Genomic DNA, 15,922 nt, shown 5'->3' with positions numbered 1-15,922 from the left:
GGCCTCGTGTTCCTTGATGAAGGCTTCAATTTTGCCTTTGTTTCTAGCCTGCTTAAGATTGGTCATAGAGGGACGCCCGCATCAATGAATACTGTCTGTTCTTGCCCGCCAAAGAGTGGCAAGCCATTAGGCCAGATTGTAACGGGCTTATCGTACACCATAGCAGTACTAGAGCCAATTTGCAGCGTCGCGCTTGAAACGTTGCAACCGGCGCTTTTCAGTCTCTCGCGAAGTTCCGAACTTAAAGTCTGGGACCTACCGTCCATGGCGGAGGCGACTACCACTGGTTTACTCAAGTCTATTGCTTGGACCAGTTCTGAAACGAGGTGATCGGTGACCTCAAGCCTTGGGTTGATATGAACGTCACCAGTTAAAATTGGTGCTAGGTTGTCGCGGCCAATACTGACACTCCGGTCCACTGCGCCCCGCTCATTTTTGACGGTACCCCATGCTCGAAATGCTGGGTAATAGACCCACAGCATAAGAAGTGCACCTGTACCGACAACAAGCCATGGCAGGAGCGGCTCACCCATCATGTTCTCCCTCCAGAATTCTTCAATATCCTCGGGCAGTGTCGCATAGGTTGTTGCCGCATTGACGGCCAGCCAAAGCCATCCGCCAGCATTCCAAAGCCAAATCGCAATTCGTTTGAGCATGAACCTCTCATCTCACGAACCCCCGCGAGAGTCGAGAACAACGTATGCAGAGGGGATACACCCCACTAGATCACCTCCCAGCCAACCTCCGTCAGGCCGCGCCAACCACGATCACTGTTTTTGCATTCGAACAACAACGTAGAGTGGCGCTCAGCAGTTGGCTTCCGTCAACGAGCACAACACTTCTCAGCTGGTAACTACGCAGCGAGTAAGCGCTTGGTCCTGCTTAGCTGACCTCTCAGCACAATTGGATTTCGCGATGGTAGCGAATGGTGTCTTTGGCGGGCTGCGCCGCAGCGCCGAAGGCGCTAGTTGGATGGCAGGTTTGGGCCGGTTCAGCAACTATCTGAAGCATCTTAGGATGCACATTTTGCTGAGGACGCAGTATCCCGAGCCTTCCAGAGACCAGCAATTGCTAGGCCAAAGATGCACCCACAACAACGCGCAGGACTATGATCTGATGAGCCTCGACCAAATCGGCGACGCATGGGACGACAAGAAACATCTTCCGCGCGGGTCATGTGGTCGTGGTTGAACTAGCCACGCAAACGGATTCTTCTTGCCGTGCATAGTTGCAGACTGGGATACGAACAAAAACGCCGATCGCCCAAACGTACTTACCCATCATAAGCCCAGGGGCCAGAGGCATTATCGCTTACGTTACAAGTGCACTTCAGGCTGCGTCAGGGAAGCCTTCGTAAATCGTCGAAAACAAATCCATTCGCACGTGCGACAAATACAGGCGACGTGTTGGAGGCATTGGTTGTATAGAAGCCACGCCGCGCGCTCTTATATAAAACTGGTTCGGATGCACGCATCCGCCAGTCTTGGCCAGGTTGGCTCACCAAGCTGGCCAGAAAGTGAAGCCCCTCATATGTCGATTGGCCCAAGGCGTTCAGCATCGGCGCGCGCTCTTGATGAAGGTTGTGGTATTTTGCACGAAATTCAGCATTCTCCGCCGTCTCGAGCCGAGCAAAATAGGATGCAGAAGAGAACAAGCGATCAAGGTTTCGTACGCCACTTGCCAACAGACCGTTTTCCTCGATGGCGCAGGACAGGCGGAACATCCTGTCATGCAACTTCATCGCGCCGAAAATGCGGTTGAATACAACCGCGTCCTGACCCACCAGTGAAATCAGCACTGCGTCTGCTCCGGAAGCCCCAATGGCCTCCACGGCCTCACTGATCTTGTTGGAGCTGAACGGCAAGTAAGTCTCTGAAGCCAGATCGAGATGCTGGCAGCGCAGTTCTTTTTTGGCGTGGGCATGCGATACGCGAGGCCATATGTAGTCGTTTCCGATCAGTGCCCACTTCTTCAGCCGAAACCGCGCGCTCATGTACCGAATAGCCGGACCTAGCTGACGGGCGGGGGTATCACCGATTGCAAAGACGCCGGGTGCCGCCTCACCACCCTCGTAGAGCGGGGTGTAGATAAATGGAATTCTGCCGCGGACGGCTGCGATGACCCTCTGGCGCACGGCGCTGATGTGCATCCCTACGATGGCATCGATTTGCCCCTGTATGATCAGGTCGTCAATCAGGGTTTCGGCTGGTGTTTCCGCTTCGATGGCGGCATTGATCAGCACAAGTTCGACGTAACGTCCGCAGATACCTGACTGTGCGTTGAGTTCTTGCAAGGCAACCTCGGCGCTTGCAATGCAGGACGGCGCCCACATGCCTGCCGCGCCACACATCGGGATTAACAAGGCGACGCGGTAGGCATGCTCGTTCCTTTGGTCTGTGCGTATATCCGGTCGGTCCGTTGAAAGATCCGCCTTTTCGTTGGCTCGCCAGAGATGCACGCGCGTCGAAGCCATCGATCTGTTTCTCTGCTAGTTTTGCATTCAAGACGGTGGTACGTGGTGTGTCCAACGTCAACTTTTCAACGAGTGTACTGCTGGTCTCAGGATGACAAAGCCACAGAAATCCATAGACTCGTACATTTCTTACGCACTTGCTGCGGCGCATCGTAAGCTTCACGTCGAATTGAGCGACAAATTGAAGACGCTCAACGTGCAGGTCGAGACGTGGCGTGTGCTGCAGTCATTGCGTGTTACCAAGGGTATCACAATGCGTGAACTCGCGGATAGTGTTCTGATGAATCCCCCGACACTGACTAAGCTGGTGGACAGAATGGTTGCCGATGGTTTGGTGCAACGGCAGCTGTCGCCGCATGATCAACGTCGGGTCTACTTGGCGTTGACGGACCTCGGGGTCAAACTGTCTGACGAGATCGTATTGCATGTCGAAGAGCAAAACGACCGGATCATTGAGACGATCGGTTCGGAAAAGGCGCAGCTACTGCGCGAAGCACTTCAAACGCTGACATGATCCATGGCAAGCGAGCCTGCGGGACCCATCGGGGTGCATGCAGCCGTTGTATTGGTCAGCTCACAATCGCTTAGGCACCGGGTTGCGCCGCACCTTTCACAAATACAGGGGCCTCACCGAACCCACGATGTTCATCGGCAGCGCGCCAATCATCTTTAGCCGCTAGAAGGCTCTCGGCGGTGCTCACTTTCTTGGCGGTGATCAGCGTCTCCAACGCGTTGAGCCAGTGCGCGTAATAAGTGTCACCCAGATCTGGATCGCCTGCGGCCTGAGCCGACCGGATTTCATCCGCGAGGGTGTCGCACCACTCTGACCAGTCAAAGACACCGCGCTTGTGCAAGTCGACAGTTATGGCGAAAGCTTTGGCTTCCCATGGCGCGTTGAACACCGGGCCGCCTTCGTCGTGAGGCAGGTGCGGCGTATGCTTCAAGTCGGACCCCTTGATCTGATCGTTCATGGTGCCGGCCTCATGTAGTCGTCGAACATGTCGATATAGAGAAACATGTTTTCGGCGTGATCCTCGCCCCAAAGCTCACGGAACGAGAACTTGACGGAATAGACGTGTTGCGCTTTGTGGCCATGACCGTGGGCTGCGGTGTCGGGAAAGGCAAAGACGCCGTGAGCGCGCTGCACAACGCCGGTCTTGCCACGCACATACCGTGGCAGGCGGGTATGCGTCACAGGGTTGATGTTCTTCATCTCCACCCTGTCGCCGACTTTGAATTTAGGGGCCACGTCTTCGTCGAGGCGCGCCGACGCGCCTGTGGCAATCAGGCCAGGCACAATGTCTGGGGTCAAAGTGGGCATCAGGCGTCCTCCATCGCGATGAATTTCTTGCGCGCTTCCAACTCATCCTGGGTGACAACGCCCTTTTCCGTCAGCAGCGTCTCAAGCGAGGCGAGCCAATGCTCGTAGTAACTAGTCTCAAGATAATGCGCCGGGCCCATGCGTTCGATAGCATGTCGGAACTCATCCACGTTGTAATGCCCGCCCGCAAAGCAGGAGACAAAGAGGCCGAACATCCGGCGCTCCCATTCATCCTTGAAACAAGGCTCTTCTTTGACGGGGTTGATCGGTCCAAGCCCGTCCATGCCGCCCAGGTCATGTATGCCATTCATCCGACTGTCCTTTCTGTCATGTTGGGCCGTTCAGCGCGCAGCGAGCACATCTGTTCCGATCATCGCATCGCGGGTCACAAGCTCGGACAGTTGCTCTTCGGTCAGCCCGTCGGTGCCAGCAGGTCGTTTGGGCAGAACAAGATAGCGCAACTCGGCATTGCTGTCCCAAACGCGGATTTCAGTATCTTCTGGCAGGGTGACGCCGAATTCTTCGAGAACGCCGCGCGGGTCCTTCACCACTTTTGCGCGGTAGGGTGCAGCCCTGTACCACACCGGCGGCAGGCCCAGCGTCGGCCAAGGATAGCAAGAGCACAGGGTGCAGACGACGATGTTATGGACGGTTTCGGTGTTCTCAACCACCACCATGTCCTCGCCCTGCACGCCGGAAAAGCCGAGTTCGCTGATTGCAGCCGTGGCATCGGTTAGCAGCCGATCTTTGTAGGCCGGATCGCACCATGCCTTTGCAACGACACGCGCGCCGTTGCGCGGCCCTATCTTCGTCTCATAGGTTTCGACGATCAGATCGATGGCTTCTGGATCGATCAACCCCTTATCGCTCAGCACGGATTCCAGCGCCTTGACGCGCAATTCCACATCCGACAGCGGTTTGTTGTGCGCGTGGGGATGGTCATGAGGCATGTTTATCGTCTCCTTGGCAATGTTGGTGCGCCTCAACTGCGGTGCACACTGACGCGGCTTGGTCACAGTCCGATCAGTCCAGAGAAGCTGTTAATGGTGGCGCAAAACCTGGAGTGTCGCTGATTAAAAACCGGGCACCTTGTCGAGAGGCTGCAAAAATCGTCGAAATTCCTTTTGCGATCTGTTGCAGTGTGGCTATCGAGAGGTTAACCGAAATTAACTTTCCAATTCAACTAATTTTCAGTTAGTGGTTGGGTAAGGACAGCGGGAGTACATGAGGCCCCGTCGTGCGGCAAGACGCGACTGCTTCATTTTATTTAGTAGAGACAGCGTGTTACGCGTCTGATGCTGACTATTTGGACGCAGCGAAACAGCAATTAACTGCCCGGACGCGCACCCGGGCGGGCCTGAACAGATGGGGCCACCAAGATGATAGACCGTCCAGACGCAGAGGCTGTGCGTGCCGCAGGGGCCGAGTTGGGCTTGCATCTTAGTTCGCAAGACAGTGCCTCTTTTCTAGGCCTTATGGAAGGTCTCTTTGAGGCATATGACCTTGTGGCGGGCATGCACACTCCGCTTCCAGAGGTCAAATACGACCGGTCGCCGGGAGTCCGGCCCGACCCGAATGACAACCCGTTCAATGCCTGGGCCGTCAAAACCACGATTAAGGGCGCTGCCAACGGCAAGCTGTCGGGCAAGACCGTCGCGATCAAGGACAACGTCAATGTGGCGGGCGTCACGATGGAGAATGGTTCGACCATTCTTGGCGGTTATGTCCCGGAAACTGACGCGACAATCGTCACACGCCTGCTTGATGCCGGTGCTGACATCCACGGCAAGTCGGTCTGTGAGTACTATTGTGCCTCCGGCGGCAGCCATACGTCGGCAAGCGGTCCTGTGGAGAACCCCGTTGTTCCGGGGCACAACGCGGGCGGGTCATCCTCCGGCTCTGCGGCCTTGGTGGCGGCGGGCATCGTCGACATGGCGACGGGTGGCGACCAGGGTGGTTCGATCCGCATTCCGGCCGCGTTTTGTGGCGTCGTCGGTCTGAAACCGACCCACGGGCTTGTGCCGTATACAGGCGTTTTCCCTGTCGAATTGACCGTTGACCACGTCGGGCCGATCACGCGAACCGTGGCGGACAATGCACTGATGCTGGAGGTCATGGCCGGACCGGACGGGCTTGACCCGCGCCAGACGGGTGCGCCATCGCAGGACTACTCCAAACACCTCGGTTCGCCGCCGCGTGGACTAAAGGTAGGCCTGCTTGCGGAGGGGTTTGAGCATCCAGGGGCAGAGACTGAGGTCGATGTCCGCATTCGCGAGGTGGCCGACAGGTTGAGCACGCAAGGGGCTGAGGTCGAGGAGGTCTCGATGCCGCTGCATGCCGCGGGTGCTGCGATCTGGACGCCGATCTTCCTTGAAGGTGCCACCGAATTGATGATGCGCCAAAACGCCTATGGCACCAACATGAAGGGCGTCTTTCTCGAAAGCCTGCTGGACAAGCAATCCAGATGGAAAGAGCAGGCCGACGATATGTCGGAGACGCTGAAGCTTGGCCTTTTGATGGGCCATTACATGTCGTCGCGCCATAAAGGGCGCTATTACGGCAAGGCGCAGAATCTGAACCGTTTGTTGACGGCGGCCTATGACGATCTGCTGGCCAGATTTGATGTGCTGTTGATGCCCACTACGCCGATGGCAACGCACCCGCTGCCCGGACCGGAGGTCAGCCGCGAGACGATTGTCGAGCGTGCCTTTGCCATGATCCCCAACACCGCGCCCTCCTGTGCCTCGGGCCACCCCAGCATTTCAGTCCCCGCCGGCACGACTGGCGATGGCCGACCGATTGGGGCCATGTTTATCGCCGCCAAGCTGGATGAAAAGACGCTCTACCGCGCGGCGGCAGCAGTTGAACAGCTTTCGTTTGAGAATGCAGCGGTCGAGTGACGTTGCCGCAACCCCGTCTTGCGCGACGCGATTTGCCCTGGCGCACGGCGCACCAAACGGTCGCGGCACTGCACGCGACCTAAGACCAACAGAAGGAGTATTTCCATGACACTTTCACGCCGTAAGTTCATTCGCAACACCGCAGCAGGCGGGGCGACGTTGGCCGCGCCTGCGCTTATCGGCAGCGTGGCGCGAGCGCAGGATGGTCCGATCAAGCTGGGTAGCTTGCATGACTTGGCCGGACCGCTGGCTGCCACCGGAGAGCCCATGGTTTATGCGATCATGCTGGCTGTGGAAGAGATCAACGCGGCAGGCGGATTGCTGGGGCGTGAGGTCGAGTTGATCAACTATGACACCCAGTCCAACATCCAACTCTATTCCCAGTTTGCCCAGCAACTGGCTGTGCGGGACAGGGTGGACGTGATCCATGGGGGTATCACTTCGGCATCACGCGAGGCGATCCGGCCGATCTTTAGCCGGTTCAGAACTCTCTATTTCTACAACACGCTCTATGAGGGCGGCGTTTGCGACCGCAACACGTTCAATACGGGAACTACACCTGCGCAAACGGTCGAGAAATTGGTGCCCCACGCCATGAACCTTTGGGGCAAGAAGGCGTACATCATCGCGGCGGATTACAATTACGGACAGATCACCGCCAAATGGATGCGCAAATACGTTGAAGACAATGGCGGCGAAGTGGCCTCCATCGACTTCTTCCCGCTGGATGTGACAAATTTCGGCCCGTCGATTTCGCGCATTCAGGCGGCGGAGCCCGATTTGCTTCTGTCAGCCATGGTCGGCGGGAACCACACCGCCTTCTACCGGCAGTGGGCCGCAGCCGGTTTGAAGGACGAAATCCCGATCGCTTCGACGACATTCGGTCTGGTGAACGAACCGGCCACGTTGGAGGATGCGGAAAGTACCGGCGTTCTGGGCAGCTACGGCTACTTCGAAGAGCTCGACACGCCAGCCAGCGTCGCCTTTGTCAAAGCGATCAAGGACCGGCACGGGGCACAGACCCCTTACGTCAGCGAACTTGCTGCGGCCAGCTACGAAGGCGTCCACCTCTGGGCCGAAGGCGTCAGACAGGCGGGATCGGTCGACCGGATGGAGGTGATCGAAGCGCTGGAGACTGGCCTGTCCTTTGAAGGGCCGAGCGGCAAGGTGGTGGTTGATCCCAAGACCCACCACGTGACCCGCAACACCTTCCTGGCAGAGGTCGAAAATCGGGCGTGGAAAGTGCTGGAAACCTTTGAGCAGCAACAACCGCTGGATACGGCGGCCGTTTGCGATCTCGAAGCGAACCCGAACGACACCACCCACTACATCATCGATATCTAAGGGCAGGCACATGGACATCGCGATCATTGTAGGGCTGGACGTTGTAAGCGGCATCGCCTCGCTGGTGCTGATCAGCGCCGGTCTTGCGGTGATCTTCGGCATGATGAAAATCATCAACCTAGCGCACGGGGAATTCCTCATGCTCGGGGCTTACGCCACGGTGCTGTCGGTGTCGGCTGGTGTGAACATCTGGTTTGCCATGCTGGTCATTGCGCCCGTGTTCGTGGGTCTCGTCGGCATGATCGTCGAGCGTTGCCTGATCCAGTTTCTTTACGGGCGGCTGGTGGATTCGATGCTGGCTACTTGGGGGCTCAGCCTCGTCATCGTCGGCGGCACCACGATGATCTTTGGCAATACGATTGTGGGGGTATCCTCGCCTCTGGGCGGATTTCAGGTCGGGGCGTATCAGTCCAGCCTTTACACGCCATTTCTGGCGCTCATGGCACTATTGCTTATGACGGCGGTGTTTGGGGTGATGCGTTTCACTCGCGCTGGTCTCATAGCGCGAGCGGTCATGCAGAACCCCGACATGGCTGCCACCCTCGGTGTCAACCCGGCGCGGGTCTATATGGCCACCTTCGGGTTGGGGGCGGCAATGTCGGGCCTTGCGGGCGGGTTGTTGGCGCCGATTGCCGGGGTTGTCCCGACAATGGGGGCCGCGTTTATCGCCAAGGCTTTTATCACTGTGGTGGGCGGCGGCACCTCAATCCTCTGGGGCCTGATTTCCGCCTCGGGCCTTTTTGGCTTCATCAACCAGATCGCGGCCTTCCTGACCACGCCGGTCTTTGGTGAGGTGATCCTCTTCATCGCTGCCATCATCCTGATCCGGTTGCTGCCTACGGGCATCTCTGGTCGGTTTTTCAAGGGACGTTTGTAATGCACCTTTTGAACGGAATGAGGGGCGCGCTGATCGGGGCGGCCATTGCCGCCGTCGCGATCCTGACCGCACCGCTTTACATCGATCTCTTCCAGATCATGCAGCTGACTGTCTTTGCCGCGATGGCAGTGCTGGCGCTGAGCCTTGGGTTCATTTGGGGCTATGGGGGGATCCTCTGCTTTGGCCAGACATCGTTTTTCGGGCTGGGTGCCTATGCCTATGCGGTCGCGGCGATCAACTTTGGCGACAGCACCCCCGCCATCGCGCTGGCCATCCTTGTCCCAGTGATCTTCGCCACTTTGCTGGGATATTTCATGATTTATGGCGGGATCAGCGATGTGTATCTGGGGGTGATCACGCTCACCGTCTCGTTGATCCTGTTCAATCTGGTGAACTCCACCGCAGGCGATTTCTACAAGATCGGAGAGGCGCGCCTTGGCGGTTTTAACGGCATCCCGGGAGTGCCGACCTTCAACCTGCCGGGCGATCCCAGCTACATCCTGACACCAGAACAGGCGTGGATGGTGACCGGCATGGCGCTTATCCTGGTCTATCTAGGTCTGCGCGTGCTGATCGCTAGCTCGTTCGGGCGCATCATCGTCGCCATCCGCGAGAACGAAACACGGGCCGCCCTGCTGGGCTACGACCCGCGCATCTACAAGCTCATCACCTTCATGATCGGTGGCGCAATCGCCGGGTTGGCGGGCGCTCTCTATGTCAACTGGGGGGCCTTCGTCAGCCCGACGATCTTTGCACTGGGCCTGTCGGCGCAGATCATCATCTGGGTCATTATTGGCGGGCGTGGCACGCTGATCGGACCAGTCATCGGCTGCCTACTGCTGCAATGGCTGGTCACAGAAATCGGCGCGCAACAGGCGATGGACGCCAATTTTGTGCTCGGCGCGATCCTTATCGTCTTTGTCCTGTTGGTGCCCAAAGGCATCGCTCCCACGCTGCGCGATCTGGCGATGTCACGGTTGTCGCGTGACACAGCACCGGCACCAACAGCCGACGCAACCGCAAAGGTGAAGACATGAGCGTGCCCTTGCTGCAAACCGGTGGCCTGACGATCCGCTTTGGCGGGGTCACGGCGGTCGATCAGGTCGACTTCACCCTCAAGGAGGCTGAACTGCGCTGTCTGATCGGGCCCAATGGCGCTGGCAAGTCCACCTTTTTCAAGCTGCTGACGGGCCAATTGCACCCGACCGAAGGGCACGTGCATCTGCGGGGCCAAGACATCTCGGGTGCCCGGCCACATGAAATTGCGCGGCTGGGCGTGGGCATCAAGACGCAAGTTCCAAACGTTTTCAATGCAATGACGGTTCAGGAAAACCTCTGGATTGCCGCGCGGCACAAACACACGCCTGCCTATGCAACAGAATTGACCGACCAGATCTTGTCGGAATTGCGCCTCACCGCCATTGCCCACAAGGAAGTTGGCCAATTGGCCCACGGACAGCGGCAATGGGTCGAGATCGGCACCGTACTGGCGGGTGAACCTGAGCTGATCCTCCTGGATGAGCCGGCAGCGGGCATGACCCACGAGGAGGTCGAGCGCACCGCAGAACTTATACAGGATATCAATCGGTCGCGTGCTTTGGTCGTCGTGGAACATGACATGCAATTCATCAAGATGATCGCCAAGACGGTGACTGTGTTGCATCAGGGGGCCGTGCTGATCGAGGATGATGTATCACGCGTGCTAGAAGATGCCCGCGTGCGCGATGTCTATCTCGGCAAAGGGCTTGCGGCATGATCCTCGAAGTCGATGCGCTGCGCTCCGGCTACGGCCGGATTCCGATCCTCGCCGGTGTCACGCTCAATGTCGAAGAAGGCGAGTTTCTTGGCATCCTTGGCCATAACGGCATGGGCAAGACGACGCTGATGAACACGTTGATGGGGCATTTGCCCGCCACCGGTGGCACCGTCCGCTTCAACGGCGAGGATGTGACCCGGCAGCCTGCGCACAAGCGCGCGCTCGCCGGTTTGGGCCTGGTTCCGCAGGGTCGCCAGATTTTTCCAGACCTCACCGTGCACGAAAACCTACGCATGGGGATGGCGGGCAGCAAGGCCGAAGACGCTGACCTGTTAGGCGACATTCTGGATCTCTTACCGCGCCTGCATCGCTTGCTCGACCGCCGCGGGGGTGCGCTTTCGGGCGGGGAACAGCAATTGCTAGCACTGGCCAGGTGCCTCTGCGCCCGGCCCAAACTGATGCTTTTGGATGAGCCTACAGAAGGCATCCAGCCGTCTATCCTTGAGGAAATCGTGGACACGCTGAAGGCGCTTCGGGACCGGGGCCTGTCGCTGGTGCTGGTGGAGCAAAACCTTGATTTCATTGCGGCGCTGTCGGGCCGCGTACTGATCATTCAGAAAGGCGCGATCACCGGTGAGCTTTCCCCGCAGGATCTGAAAAACCCCGAAACCGTTGCTGAATTCGTTGGAATGACAACGGCCTGACCATCTAAGCGATGCGGCGGGGAGGCCGCATTTGCACAACTCAACTGACCCAGAGGAGACAACCCATGACCATCACACGACCTACAGTCGACAAGGTGCTAGAGATTGCGGAAGGGCTGGGAATGAGCCTGACCCGGGCCGAGGCCGAAGAGTATCACACGCTGATGCAGCCAAACCTCGACGCTTATGATGTGGTTGATGCAGAGCCGGACTTTACGCCACCTGTGATGTATCCACGCACGTCAGGCTATGCGCCCTCGGCGCCTGAAAATCCATTCGGTGCCTGGGCCCGCAAAGTTGACGTTGAAGGGGCGGCAAGCGGAAAGCTTAAAGGCAAGACCGTGGCTCTTAAGGATAACGTGGCCTTGGCTGGCGTGCCGATGACAAATGGTGCCTCGACGCTGGAGGGCTTTGTGCCGGTCGCTGATGCAACCATCGTCACGCGGCTTTTGAATGCCGGAGCCACGATCAAGGGCAAGGCAGTTTGCGAATACTTTTGCCTGTCGGGCGGCAGCCACACCTCCAAGCCGTCGATGGTGCATAACCCGCGCAAAATGGGCTACTCGGCGGGTGGGTCGTCCTCCGGCAGCGCAGCGCTTGTGGCCGCAGGCGAGGTCGATATGGCCATCGGTGGCGACCAGGGCGGGTCGATCCGGATGCCTGCGTCCTACTGCGGGATCTCAGGCATGAAACCAACGCATGGTCTGGTGCCCTACACCGGCGTCATGCCCATCGAGAGCACGATTGACCACACTGGCCCGATGACCATGTCCGTGGCCGACAACGCCCTGATGCTTGAGGTTTTGGCAGGCGCTGATGGCCTGGATCCGCGCCAATACGCACCGAAGGTCGACGGCTACACAAGCGCGCTCGATCGCGGTGTAACCGGCATGAAAATCGGCGTTCTGAAAGAGGGCTTTGTGGCAGGCAACATGATGCCCGGCGTCGCGGATGCCGTGAAAGAGGCAGCAGAGACCTATCGCGGTCTGGGGGCCACGGTCGAAGAGATTTCGATCCCCGAGCATCTCTTGGCCGCCGCCGTCTGGGGGCCAATTGCGATTGAAGGCCTGCAGTGGCAGATGATGCAGGGCAACGGCATGGGCATGAACTGGAAAGGGGCCTACGACGTCGGGCTGATGGACTATCATGCAAACTGGCGCGGCAAGGCGGATGATCTGTCCGAAAGCCTGAAGATCTGTATGTTGATCGGGCAATACGGCATCGACCACTACAATGGCCGCTACTACGCCAAGGCGCAGAACCTGTCGCGCAAGGTCAAGGCGGCCTATGATGCCGTCTTTGCTGACTACGACCTGCTGTTGATGCCGACGCTGCCGATCACTGCATCGAAACTGCCCGAGCCCGGCGCACCGATCTCTGAAGTTATCGCGCGGGCGTTTGAGATGATCGCCAATACGTCGCAATTCGACGTGACCGGTCATCCGTCTATGTCGATCCCCTGCGGTGAGGTCGATGGCCTGCCTGTCGGTCTGATGTTGACTGGGGCGGATTACACCGAAAGCACCGTCTATGCCGCGGCTGCCGCATATGAGGCAACGGTGGGTGTAGCGGCGACCGCACCCAAGGCGGTCACGCCCGAACCTGAGCTGACCCCCGCAGAGTAACCATGATCCGGGGCTGATCCTGTGCTGTGTCGGCCCCGGTTTCTCCAGTCATCGGAGGGCCACATGATCACGATTACGGCCATTATCCAGTCTAAGCCCGGACAAGAGACAGCCTTGCAGGATGCCCTCTTGGAAGTTGCTGCGTATGTGGCCGCGCATGAGCCCGGTACTCTTGGCTTCCACGTGGCGCAAAGCCTTGAGGACACAGCAATCTTCACAACCTACGAACGGTTCGTGGATGAGGCCGCCAAGGATACGCACAATGGGTCGGAGGCTGTCGCACAGTTTTTTGCCAAGGCCCCGGGTTTGATCGAGGGTGACGTGGTGCTGCACACCTGTCGCGAAGTCACATAAGATGGATAGGTTCGCAAGCGCCTGTATCGAAGAGGCGCACAGGCTACATGTGGTCCTGCAAGACTGGCTGCGCGGGACGTTGCCGCGGACGCCAGCGGGCTTTGCCCCCTTCGCCGACGCGCTCGGCGATCCCTGCCGCGTGGTGAGCCCGTTGGGCACCATTACGGAACGTGCCGCTTTGCTCACGGAGTTCGAGGCCATCCATGGCTCGCTGTCTGCGCAGGGCGAGGTGTTTGTGATCAGGGTTGAAAACGCAAGCGTTCTGCGGCGTTGGAAAGATCACGCGTTGGTCAGTTATGAGGAATGGCATGATCTCGATGGTCAAAGCTCGGCCCGGCTGTCGACGGTCCTCTACACCGCGGCCGCCTCTGCACCGTTGGGTGTGGCCTGGTCCTTTATTCATGAGACCTGGATGCCTGGGCTAGCCCCGGTGGCCGGTGAGCGCTTCCCCCAGACGCAAAGCGCATCGACAGCGGCCTTAGCTGCGCTGCCATCTTGGTCCAAAGATGGTGGAGTGCATATCTGAACGTGACCAACAGCAAGAGGGAGACGCGCGTATGGAGTGGTTGAAACGGTCGATCATGGGACAAAAGGGGGTGGCTGGCGGTATCGCTGGTGCGGCGTACAAGCTGACCGTCGAAGATCAGAAAACCTTTCACTACGTCTATGGGCCCTATGCCGATCCGGTGCTGGAGATCGAGCCGGGTGCTGTCGTCACAGTCGAAACCCATGACGCCTTTGAGGGCAAGATCCTGAGCGAGGCGGATAAACCGTCCGAGATCCTGCAATTCCCTTTCCTCAACCCGCAATCCGGCCCGATCCATGTGCGCGGTGCGGAAAAGGGCGATGCCTTGGCGGTGCGAATTATCTCGATCACGCCACGTGGGCCGCAACCTGTGGGCACAACATGTCTTATCCCAGAATTCGGGGGCCTGGTCTCAACTGGTCAGACCGCAATGCTGAACGCGCCCTTACCCGAGATCGTTAAGAAAGTGGTGGTGGATGAAGAGGGCGTGCATTGGTCCGACACGCTGACACTCCCCTATGAGCCCTTCATCGGCACTATTGGGACCGCGCCCGAGATCGAGGCGATTTCGTCGCTGCAGCCGGATTACTACGGCGGTAACATGGACCTGCCCGATGTGGCACCGGGGGCGATCATCTATCTGCCCGTCAATACGCCGGGCGGGTATCTCTATGTCGGGGATTGCCATGCTATTCAGGGCGATGGTGAGCTTTGCGGTGTGGCGCTTGAAATCCCTGCGACGGTGGAGCTGCAGATTGATCTGATAAAGGGGCATGGCAATGCTTGGCCCCAGCTGGAGACCGAAGACGCCATGATGTTCGTCGGCAGCGCCCGCCCGCTGGAGGACGCCTCGCGGATTGCTTATCGCGAATTGGTCCGCTGGGTTGCTGCGCAGACCAGGCAGTCGGAAGAGGAAGCCTATATGCTGTTGACGATGTGCGGCAAGGTGCGCTTGGGCAATATGGTCGATCCGAAATACTCGGTCGGGGCTTCGATCCTGAAACGCTACTTGGTTTGAGAAGGAGACGGCCATGGATCTGGGATTGAAAGGGCTGAATGTTCTGATAACCGGCGGCAGCAAGGGCATAGGCCAACGCTGCGCCGATTTGATGGTGCGGGAAGGGGCCAATGTGTCGATCTGCGCACGCAGCGCGACCGAGGTCGCGGCCGCGGTAGCCGACCTGAAGGCCCACGGCACCTTGTGTTCTGGTGCGCCGGTGGACGTGTCCGACAAGAGCGCGCTGGAGGGCTGGGTTACCGAAAGCGCCGCAGCGCTCGGAGGCATCGACATCATCATCGCCAATGTGTCTGCGTTGGCCGTCGGCGACGATGAAGCCGCTTGGAATGCCGGTTTCGACACCGACATGATGCACTCCGTCCGCCTGGTGAACGCCGCGATGCCTTGGTTGGAAAAGTCAAATCATGCAGCAATTACCCTGATCTCGTCAGTGTCGGGGCGCGAGATAGATTTTACCGGGCCGAGTTACGGGGCATTCAAAGCCGCGTTAGTGCATTACGCGCAGGGTTTAGCATACAAATTGGCGAGGAAAGGGATCCGTGCCAACACGGTCTCACCAGGCAACACCTACTTCCCAGGGGGCATCTGGCAGCAGATCGAAGAAGGCAATCCCGAGCTTTTTGCCGAGGCCATGTCGCTCAACCCAACGGGTCGCATGGGTACGCCCGAAGAGGTCGCTGCCGGAGTTGTGTTCTTATCTGCGCCTTGTTCCAGTTTCACCACAGGAACAAATCTTGTGATTGATGGAGCCTTGACCAAAGGTGTGCAGCTTTAGCCGGGGCTGCATTGCGCATGACATGTTAGCGTTCGCAAGCAAACAGGAAACGTTAGTTCCGCTTTGGGCTCGCTGATCGCGTTTGAATGATTGCTGCGGCGGCATTTGGCGCATCACGGCGACGGTGTGGTCGTTTTGACTACGTTGTTTTGGAGGAGGGAACGGGCGTGCATTCCAGGTCGCAAAGAGCGCGAGATACCTTTCCGATACAACAGGCGCCGCATTCGGACTTAGATCATGTTTGGCAGA

At 58.4% G+C, this 15,922-nt stretch carries 18 protein-coding genes; 12 read left to right on the top strand and 6 right to left on the bottom strand.

All coding sequences use genetic code 11. The features are described from left to right. Nucleotides 1-62: 62 nt before the first annotated feature. Together FD715_RS18735 and FD715_RS18730 are read right to left on the bottom strand one after the other, a co-directional pair. Nucleotides 63-656 (bottom strand): hypothetical protein, encoded by a 594-nt coding sequence (locus FD715_RS18735; protein WP_147113588.1) that lies wholly within the window; start codon nt 654-656, stop codon nt 63-65. Between the two features lie 683 nt (nt 657-1,339). Continuing rightward, the gene (locus tag FD715_RS18730) at nt 1,340-2,473 is read right to left on the bottom strand and encodes a substrate-binding domain-containing protein (RefSeq protein ID WP_147113584.1); all 1,134 of its coding nucleotides are present in this window, start codon (nt 2,471-2,473) and stop codon (nt 1,340-1,342) included. A 169-nt stretch (nt 2,474-2,642) separates the two neighbouring features. Here FD715_RS18730 and FD715_RS18725 point away from each other — a divergent pair, with 169 nt between their 5' ends. Then, entirely contained in the window at nt 2,643-2,987 is a 345-nt protein-coding gene (locus FD715_RS18725; RefSeq protein ID WP_223274976.1) for a MarR family winged helix-turn-helix transcriptional regulator, read from the top strand. Between the two features lie 70 nt (nt 2,988-3,057). Here FD715_RS18725 and FD715_RS18720 read toward each other — a convergent pair whose 3' ends face one another. Genes FD715_RS18720 through nthA form a run of 4 tightly spaced genes read right to left on the bottom strand, consistent with a single transcriptional unit; the run spans nt 3,058 to nt 4,744 of the window. After that, the gene (locus tag FD715_RS18720) at nt 3,058-3,444 is read right to left on the bottom strand and encodes a nitrile hydratase accessory protein (RefSeq protein ID WP_147113577.1); all 387 of its coding nucleotides are present in this window, start codon (nt 3,442-3,444) and stop codon (nt 3,058-3,060) included. Next, the gene (locus FD715_RS22965; RefSeq protein ID WP_255450672.1) at nt 3,441-3,794 is read right to left on the bottom strand and encodes an SH3-like domain-containing protein; all 354 of its coding nucleotides are present in this window, start codon (nt 3,792-3,794) and stop codon (nt 3,441-3,443) included. The genes FD715_RS18720 and FD715_RS22965 overlap by 4 nt, the downstream gene beginning before the upstream one ends. Continuing rightward, complete coding sequence (locus FD715_RS22960; RefSeq protein ID WP_255450671.1) at nt 3,794-4,105, bottom strand: SH3-like domain-containing protein; 312 nt, start codon at nt 4,103-4,105, stop codon at nt 3,794-3,796. Before FD715_RS22960 ends, FD715_RS22965 begins: the two co-directional genes overlap by 1 nt. A 30-nt stretch (nt 4,106-4,135) precedes the next feature. After that, nucleotides 4,136-4,744 (bottom strand): nitrile hydratase subunit alpha, encoded by a 609-nt coding sequence (gene nthA / locus FD715_RS18710; RefSeq protein ID WP_147113574.1) that lies wholly within the window; start codon nt 4,742-4,744, stop codon nt 4,136-4,138. A gap of 429 nt (nt 4,745-5,173) precedes the next feature. Here nthA and FD715_RS18705 point away from each other — a divergent pair, with 429 nt between their 5' ends. The 11 genes from FD715_RS18705 (at nt 5,174) to FD715_RS18655 (ending at nt 15,673) form a co-directional block, all read left to right on the top strand. After that, nucleotides 5,174-6,694: an amidase gene (locus FD715_RS18705; protein WP_147113571.1), complete on the top strand. Its 1,521-nt coding sequence runs from the start codon at nt 5,174-5,176 to the stop codon at nt 6,692-6,694. A 105-nt stretch (nt 6,695-6,799) separates the two neighbouring features. Next, nucleotides 6,800-8,038: an ABC transporter substrate-binding protein gene (locus FD715_RS18700; protein WP_147113568.1), complete on the top strand. Its 1,239-nt coding sequence runs from the start codon at nt 6,800-6,802 to the stop codon at nt 8,036-8,038. A 10-nt stretch (nt 8,039-8,048) separates the two neighbouring features. Then, nucleotides 8,049-8,915, top strand: coding sequence for a branched-chain amino acid ABC transporter permease (locus FD715_RS18695; protein WP_147113565.1), 867 nt, complete (start codon nt 8,049-8,051; stop codon nt 8,913-8,915). Next, the gene (locus FD715_RS18690) at nt 8,915-9,952 is read left to right on the top strand and encodes a branched-chain amino acid ABC transporter permease (RefSeq protein WP_147113562.1); all 1,038 of its coding nucleotides are present in this window, start codon (nt 8,915-8,917) and stop codon (nt 9,950-9,952) included. The genes FD715_RS18695 and FD715_RS18690 overlap by 1 nt, the downstream gene beginning before the upstream one ends. Beyond that, nucleotides 9,949-10,671, top strand: a complete 723-nt coding sequence (locus FD715_RS18685) for an ATP-binding cassette domain-containing protein (protein WP_147113559.1) — start codon at nt 9,949-9,951, stop codon at nt 10,669-10,671. Before FD715_RS18690 ends, FD715_RS18685 begins: the two co-directional genes overlap by 4 nt. After that, entirely contained in the window at nt 10,668-11,375 is a 708-nt protein-coding gene (locus FD715_RS18680; RefSeq protein WP_147113556.1) for an ABC transporter ATP-binding protein, read from the top strand. Before FD715_RS18685 ends, FD715_RS18680 begins: the two co-directional genes overlap by 4 nt. 65 nt (nt 11,376-11,440) lie before the next feature. After that, a complete protein-coding gene (locus tag FD715_RS18675) occupies nt 11,441-13,000 on the top strand; it encodes an amidase (protein ID WP_147113553.1) in 1,560 nt (519 codons plus the stop codon). A 63-nt stretch (nt 13,001-13,063) separates the two neighbouring features. After that, nucleotides 13,064-13,354, top strand: a complete 291-nt coding sequence (locus FD715_RS18670; RefSeq protein WP_147113550.1) for a putative quinol monooxygenase — start codon at nt 13,064-13,066, stop codon at nt 13,352-13,354. Between the two features lies 1 nt (nt 13,355). Then, nucleotides 13,356-13,880 (top strand): hypothetical protein, encoded by a 525-nt coding sequence (locus FD715_RS18665; RefSeq protein WP_147113547.1) that lies wholly within the window; start codon nt 13,356-13,358, stop codon nt 13,878-13,880. 31 nt (nt 13,881-13,911) lie between these two features. After that, complete coding sequence (locus FD715_RS18660) at nt 13,912-14,898, top strand: acetamidase/formamidase family protein (protein WP_147113544.1); 987 nt, start codon at nt 13,912-13,914, stop codon at nt 14,896-14,898. A gap of 13 nt (nt 14,899-14,911) precedes the next feature. Beyond that, the gene (locus tag FD715_RS18655) at nt 14,912-15,673 is read left to right on the top strand and encodes an SDR family NAD(P)-dependent oxidoreductase (protein WP_147113541.1); all 762 of its coding nucleotides are present in this window, start codon (nt 14,912-14,914) and stop codon (nt 15,671-15,673) included. Nucleotides 15,674-15,922 lie beyond the last annotated feature (249 nt).

The sequence above is a fragment of the Tateyamaria sp. syn59 genome (assembly GCF_007995245.1).
GTDB lineage: Bacteria > Pseudomonadota > Alphaproteobacteria > Rhodobacterales > Rhodobacteraceae > Tateyamaria.
This window is presented reverse-complemented; position numbering and strand designations above follow the sequence as displayed.

Excerpts from the sequence above, each read along its gene's own strand:
- FD715_RS18700 (WP_147113568.1), top strand. The coding sequence starts at position 6,800 with ATGACACTTTCACGCCGTAAGTTCATTCGCAACACCGCAGCAGGCGGG.
- FD715_RS18695 (WP_147113565.1), top strand. The coding sequence starts at position 8,049 with ATGGACATCGCGATCATTGTAGGGCTGGACGTTGTAAGCGGCATCGCC.
- FD715_RS18705 (WP_147113571.1), top strand. The coding sequence starts at position 5,174 with ATGATAGACCGTCCAGACGCAGAGGCTGTGCGTGCCGCAGGGGCCGAG.
- FD715_RS18665 (WP_147113547.1), top strand. The coding sequence starts at position 13,356 with ATGGATAGGTTCGCAAGCGCCTGTATCGAAGAGGCGCACAGGCTACAT.
- FD715_RS18680 (WP_147113556.1), top strand. The coding sequence starts at position 10,668 with ATGATCCTCGAAGTCGATGCGCTGCGCTCCGGCTACGGCCGGATTCCG.
- FD715_RS18655 (WP_147113541.1), top strand. The coding sequence starts at position 14,912 with ATGGATCTGGGATTGAAAGGGCTGAATGTTCTGATAACCGGCGGCAGC.
- FD715_RS18690 (WP_147113562.1), top strand. The coding sequence starts at position 8,915 with ATGCACCTTTTGAACGGAATGAGGGGCGCGCTGATCGGGGCGGCCATT.
- FD715_RS18735 (WP_147113588.1), bottom strand. The coding sequence starts at position 656 with ATGCTCAAACGAATTGCGATTTGGCTTTGGAATGCTGGCGGATGGCTT.
- FD715_RS18685 (WP_147113559.1), top strand. The coding sequence starts at position 9,949 with ATGAGCGTGCCCTTGCTGCAAACCGGTGGCCTGACGATCCGCTTTGGC.
- nthA (WP_147113574.1), bottom strand. The coding sequence starts at position 4,744 with ATGCCTCATGACCATCCCCACGCGCACAACAAACCGCTGTCGGATGTG.
- FD715_RS22960 (WP_255450671.1), bottom strand. The coding sequence starts at position 4,105 with ATGAATGGCATACATGACCTGGGCGGCATGGACGGGCTTGGACCGATC.
- FD715_RS18670 (WP_147113550.1), top strand. The coding sequence starts at position 13,064 with ATGATCACGATTACGGCCATTATCCAGTCTAAGCCCGGACAAGAGACA.
- FD715_RS18675 (WP_147113553.1), top strand. The coding sequence starts at position 11,441 with ATGACCATCACACGACCTACAGTCGACAAGGTGCTAGAGATTGCGGAA.
- FD715_RS18730 (WP_147113584.1), bottom strand. The coding sequence starts at position 2,473 with ATGGCTTCGACGCGCGTGCATCTCTGGCGAGCCAACGAAAAGGCGGAT.
- FD715_RS18720 (WP_147113577.1), bottom strand. The coding sequence starts at position 3,444 with ATGAACGATCAGATCAAGGGGTCCGACTTGAAGCATACGCCGCACCTG.
- FD715_RS22965 (WP_255450672.1), bottom strand. The coding sequence starts at position 3,794 with ATGCCCACTTTGACCCCAGACATTGTGCCTGGCCTGATTGCCACAGGC.
- FD715_RS18660 (WP_147113544.1), top strand. The coding sequence starts at position 13,912 with ATGGAGTGGTTGAAACGGTCGATCATGGGACAAAAGGGGGTGGCTGGC.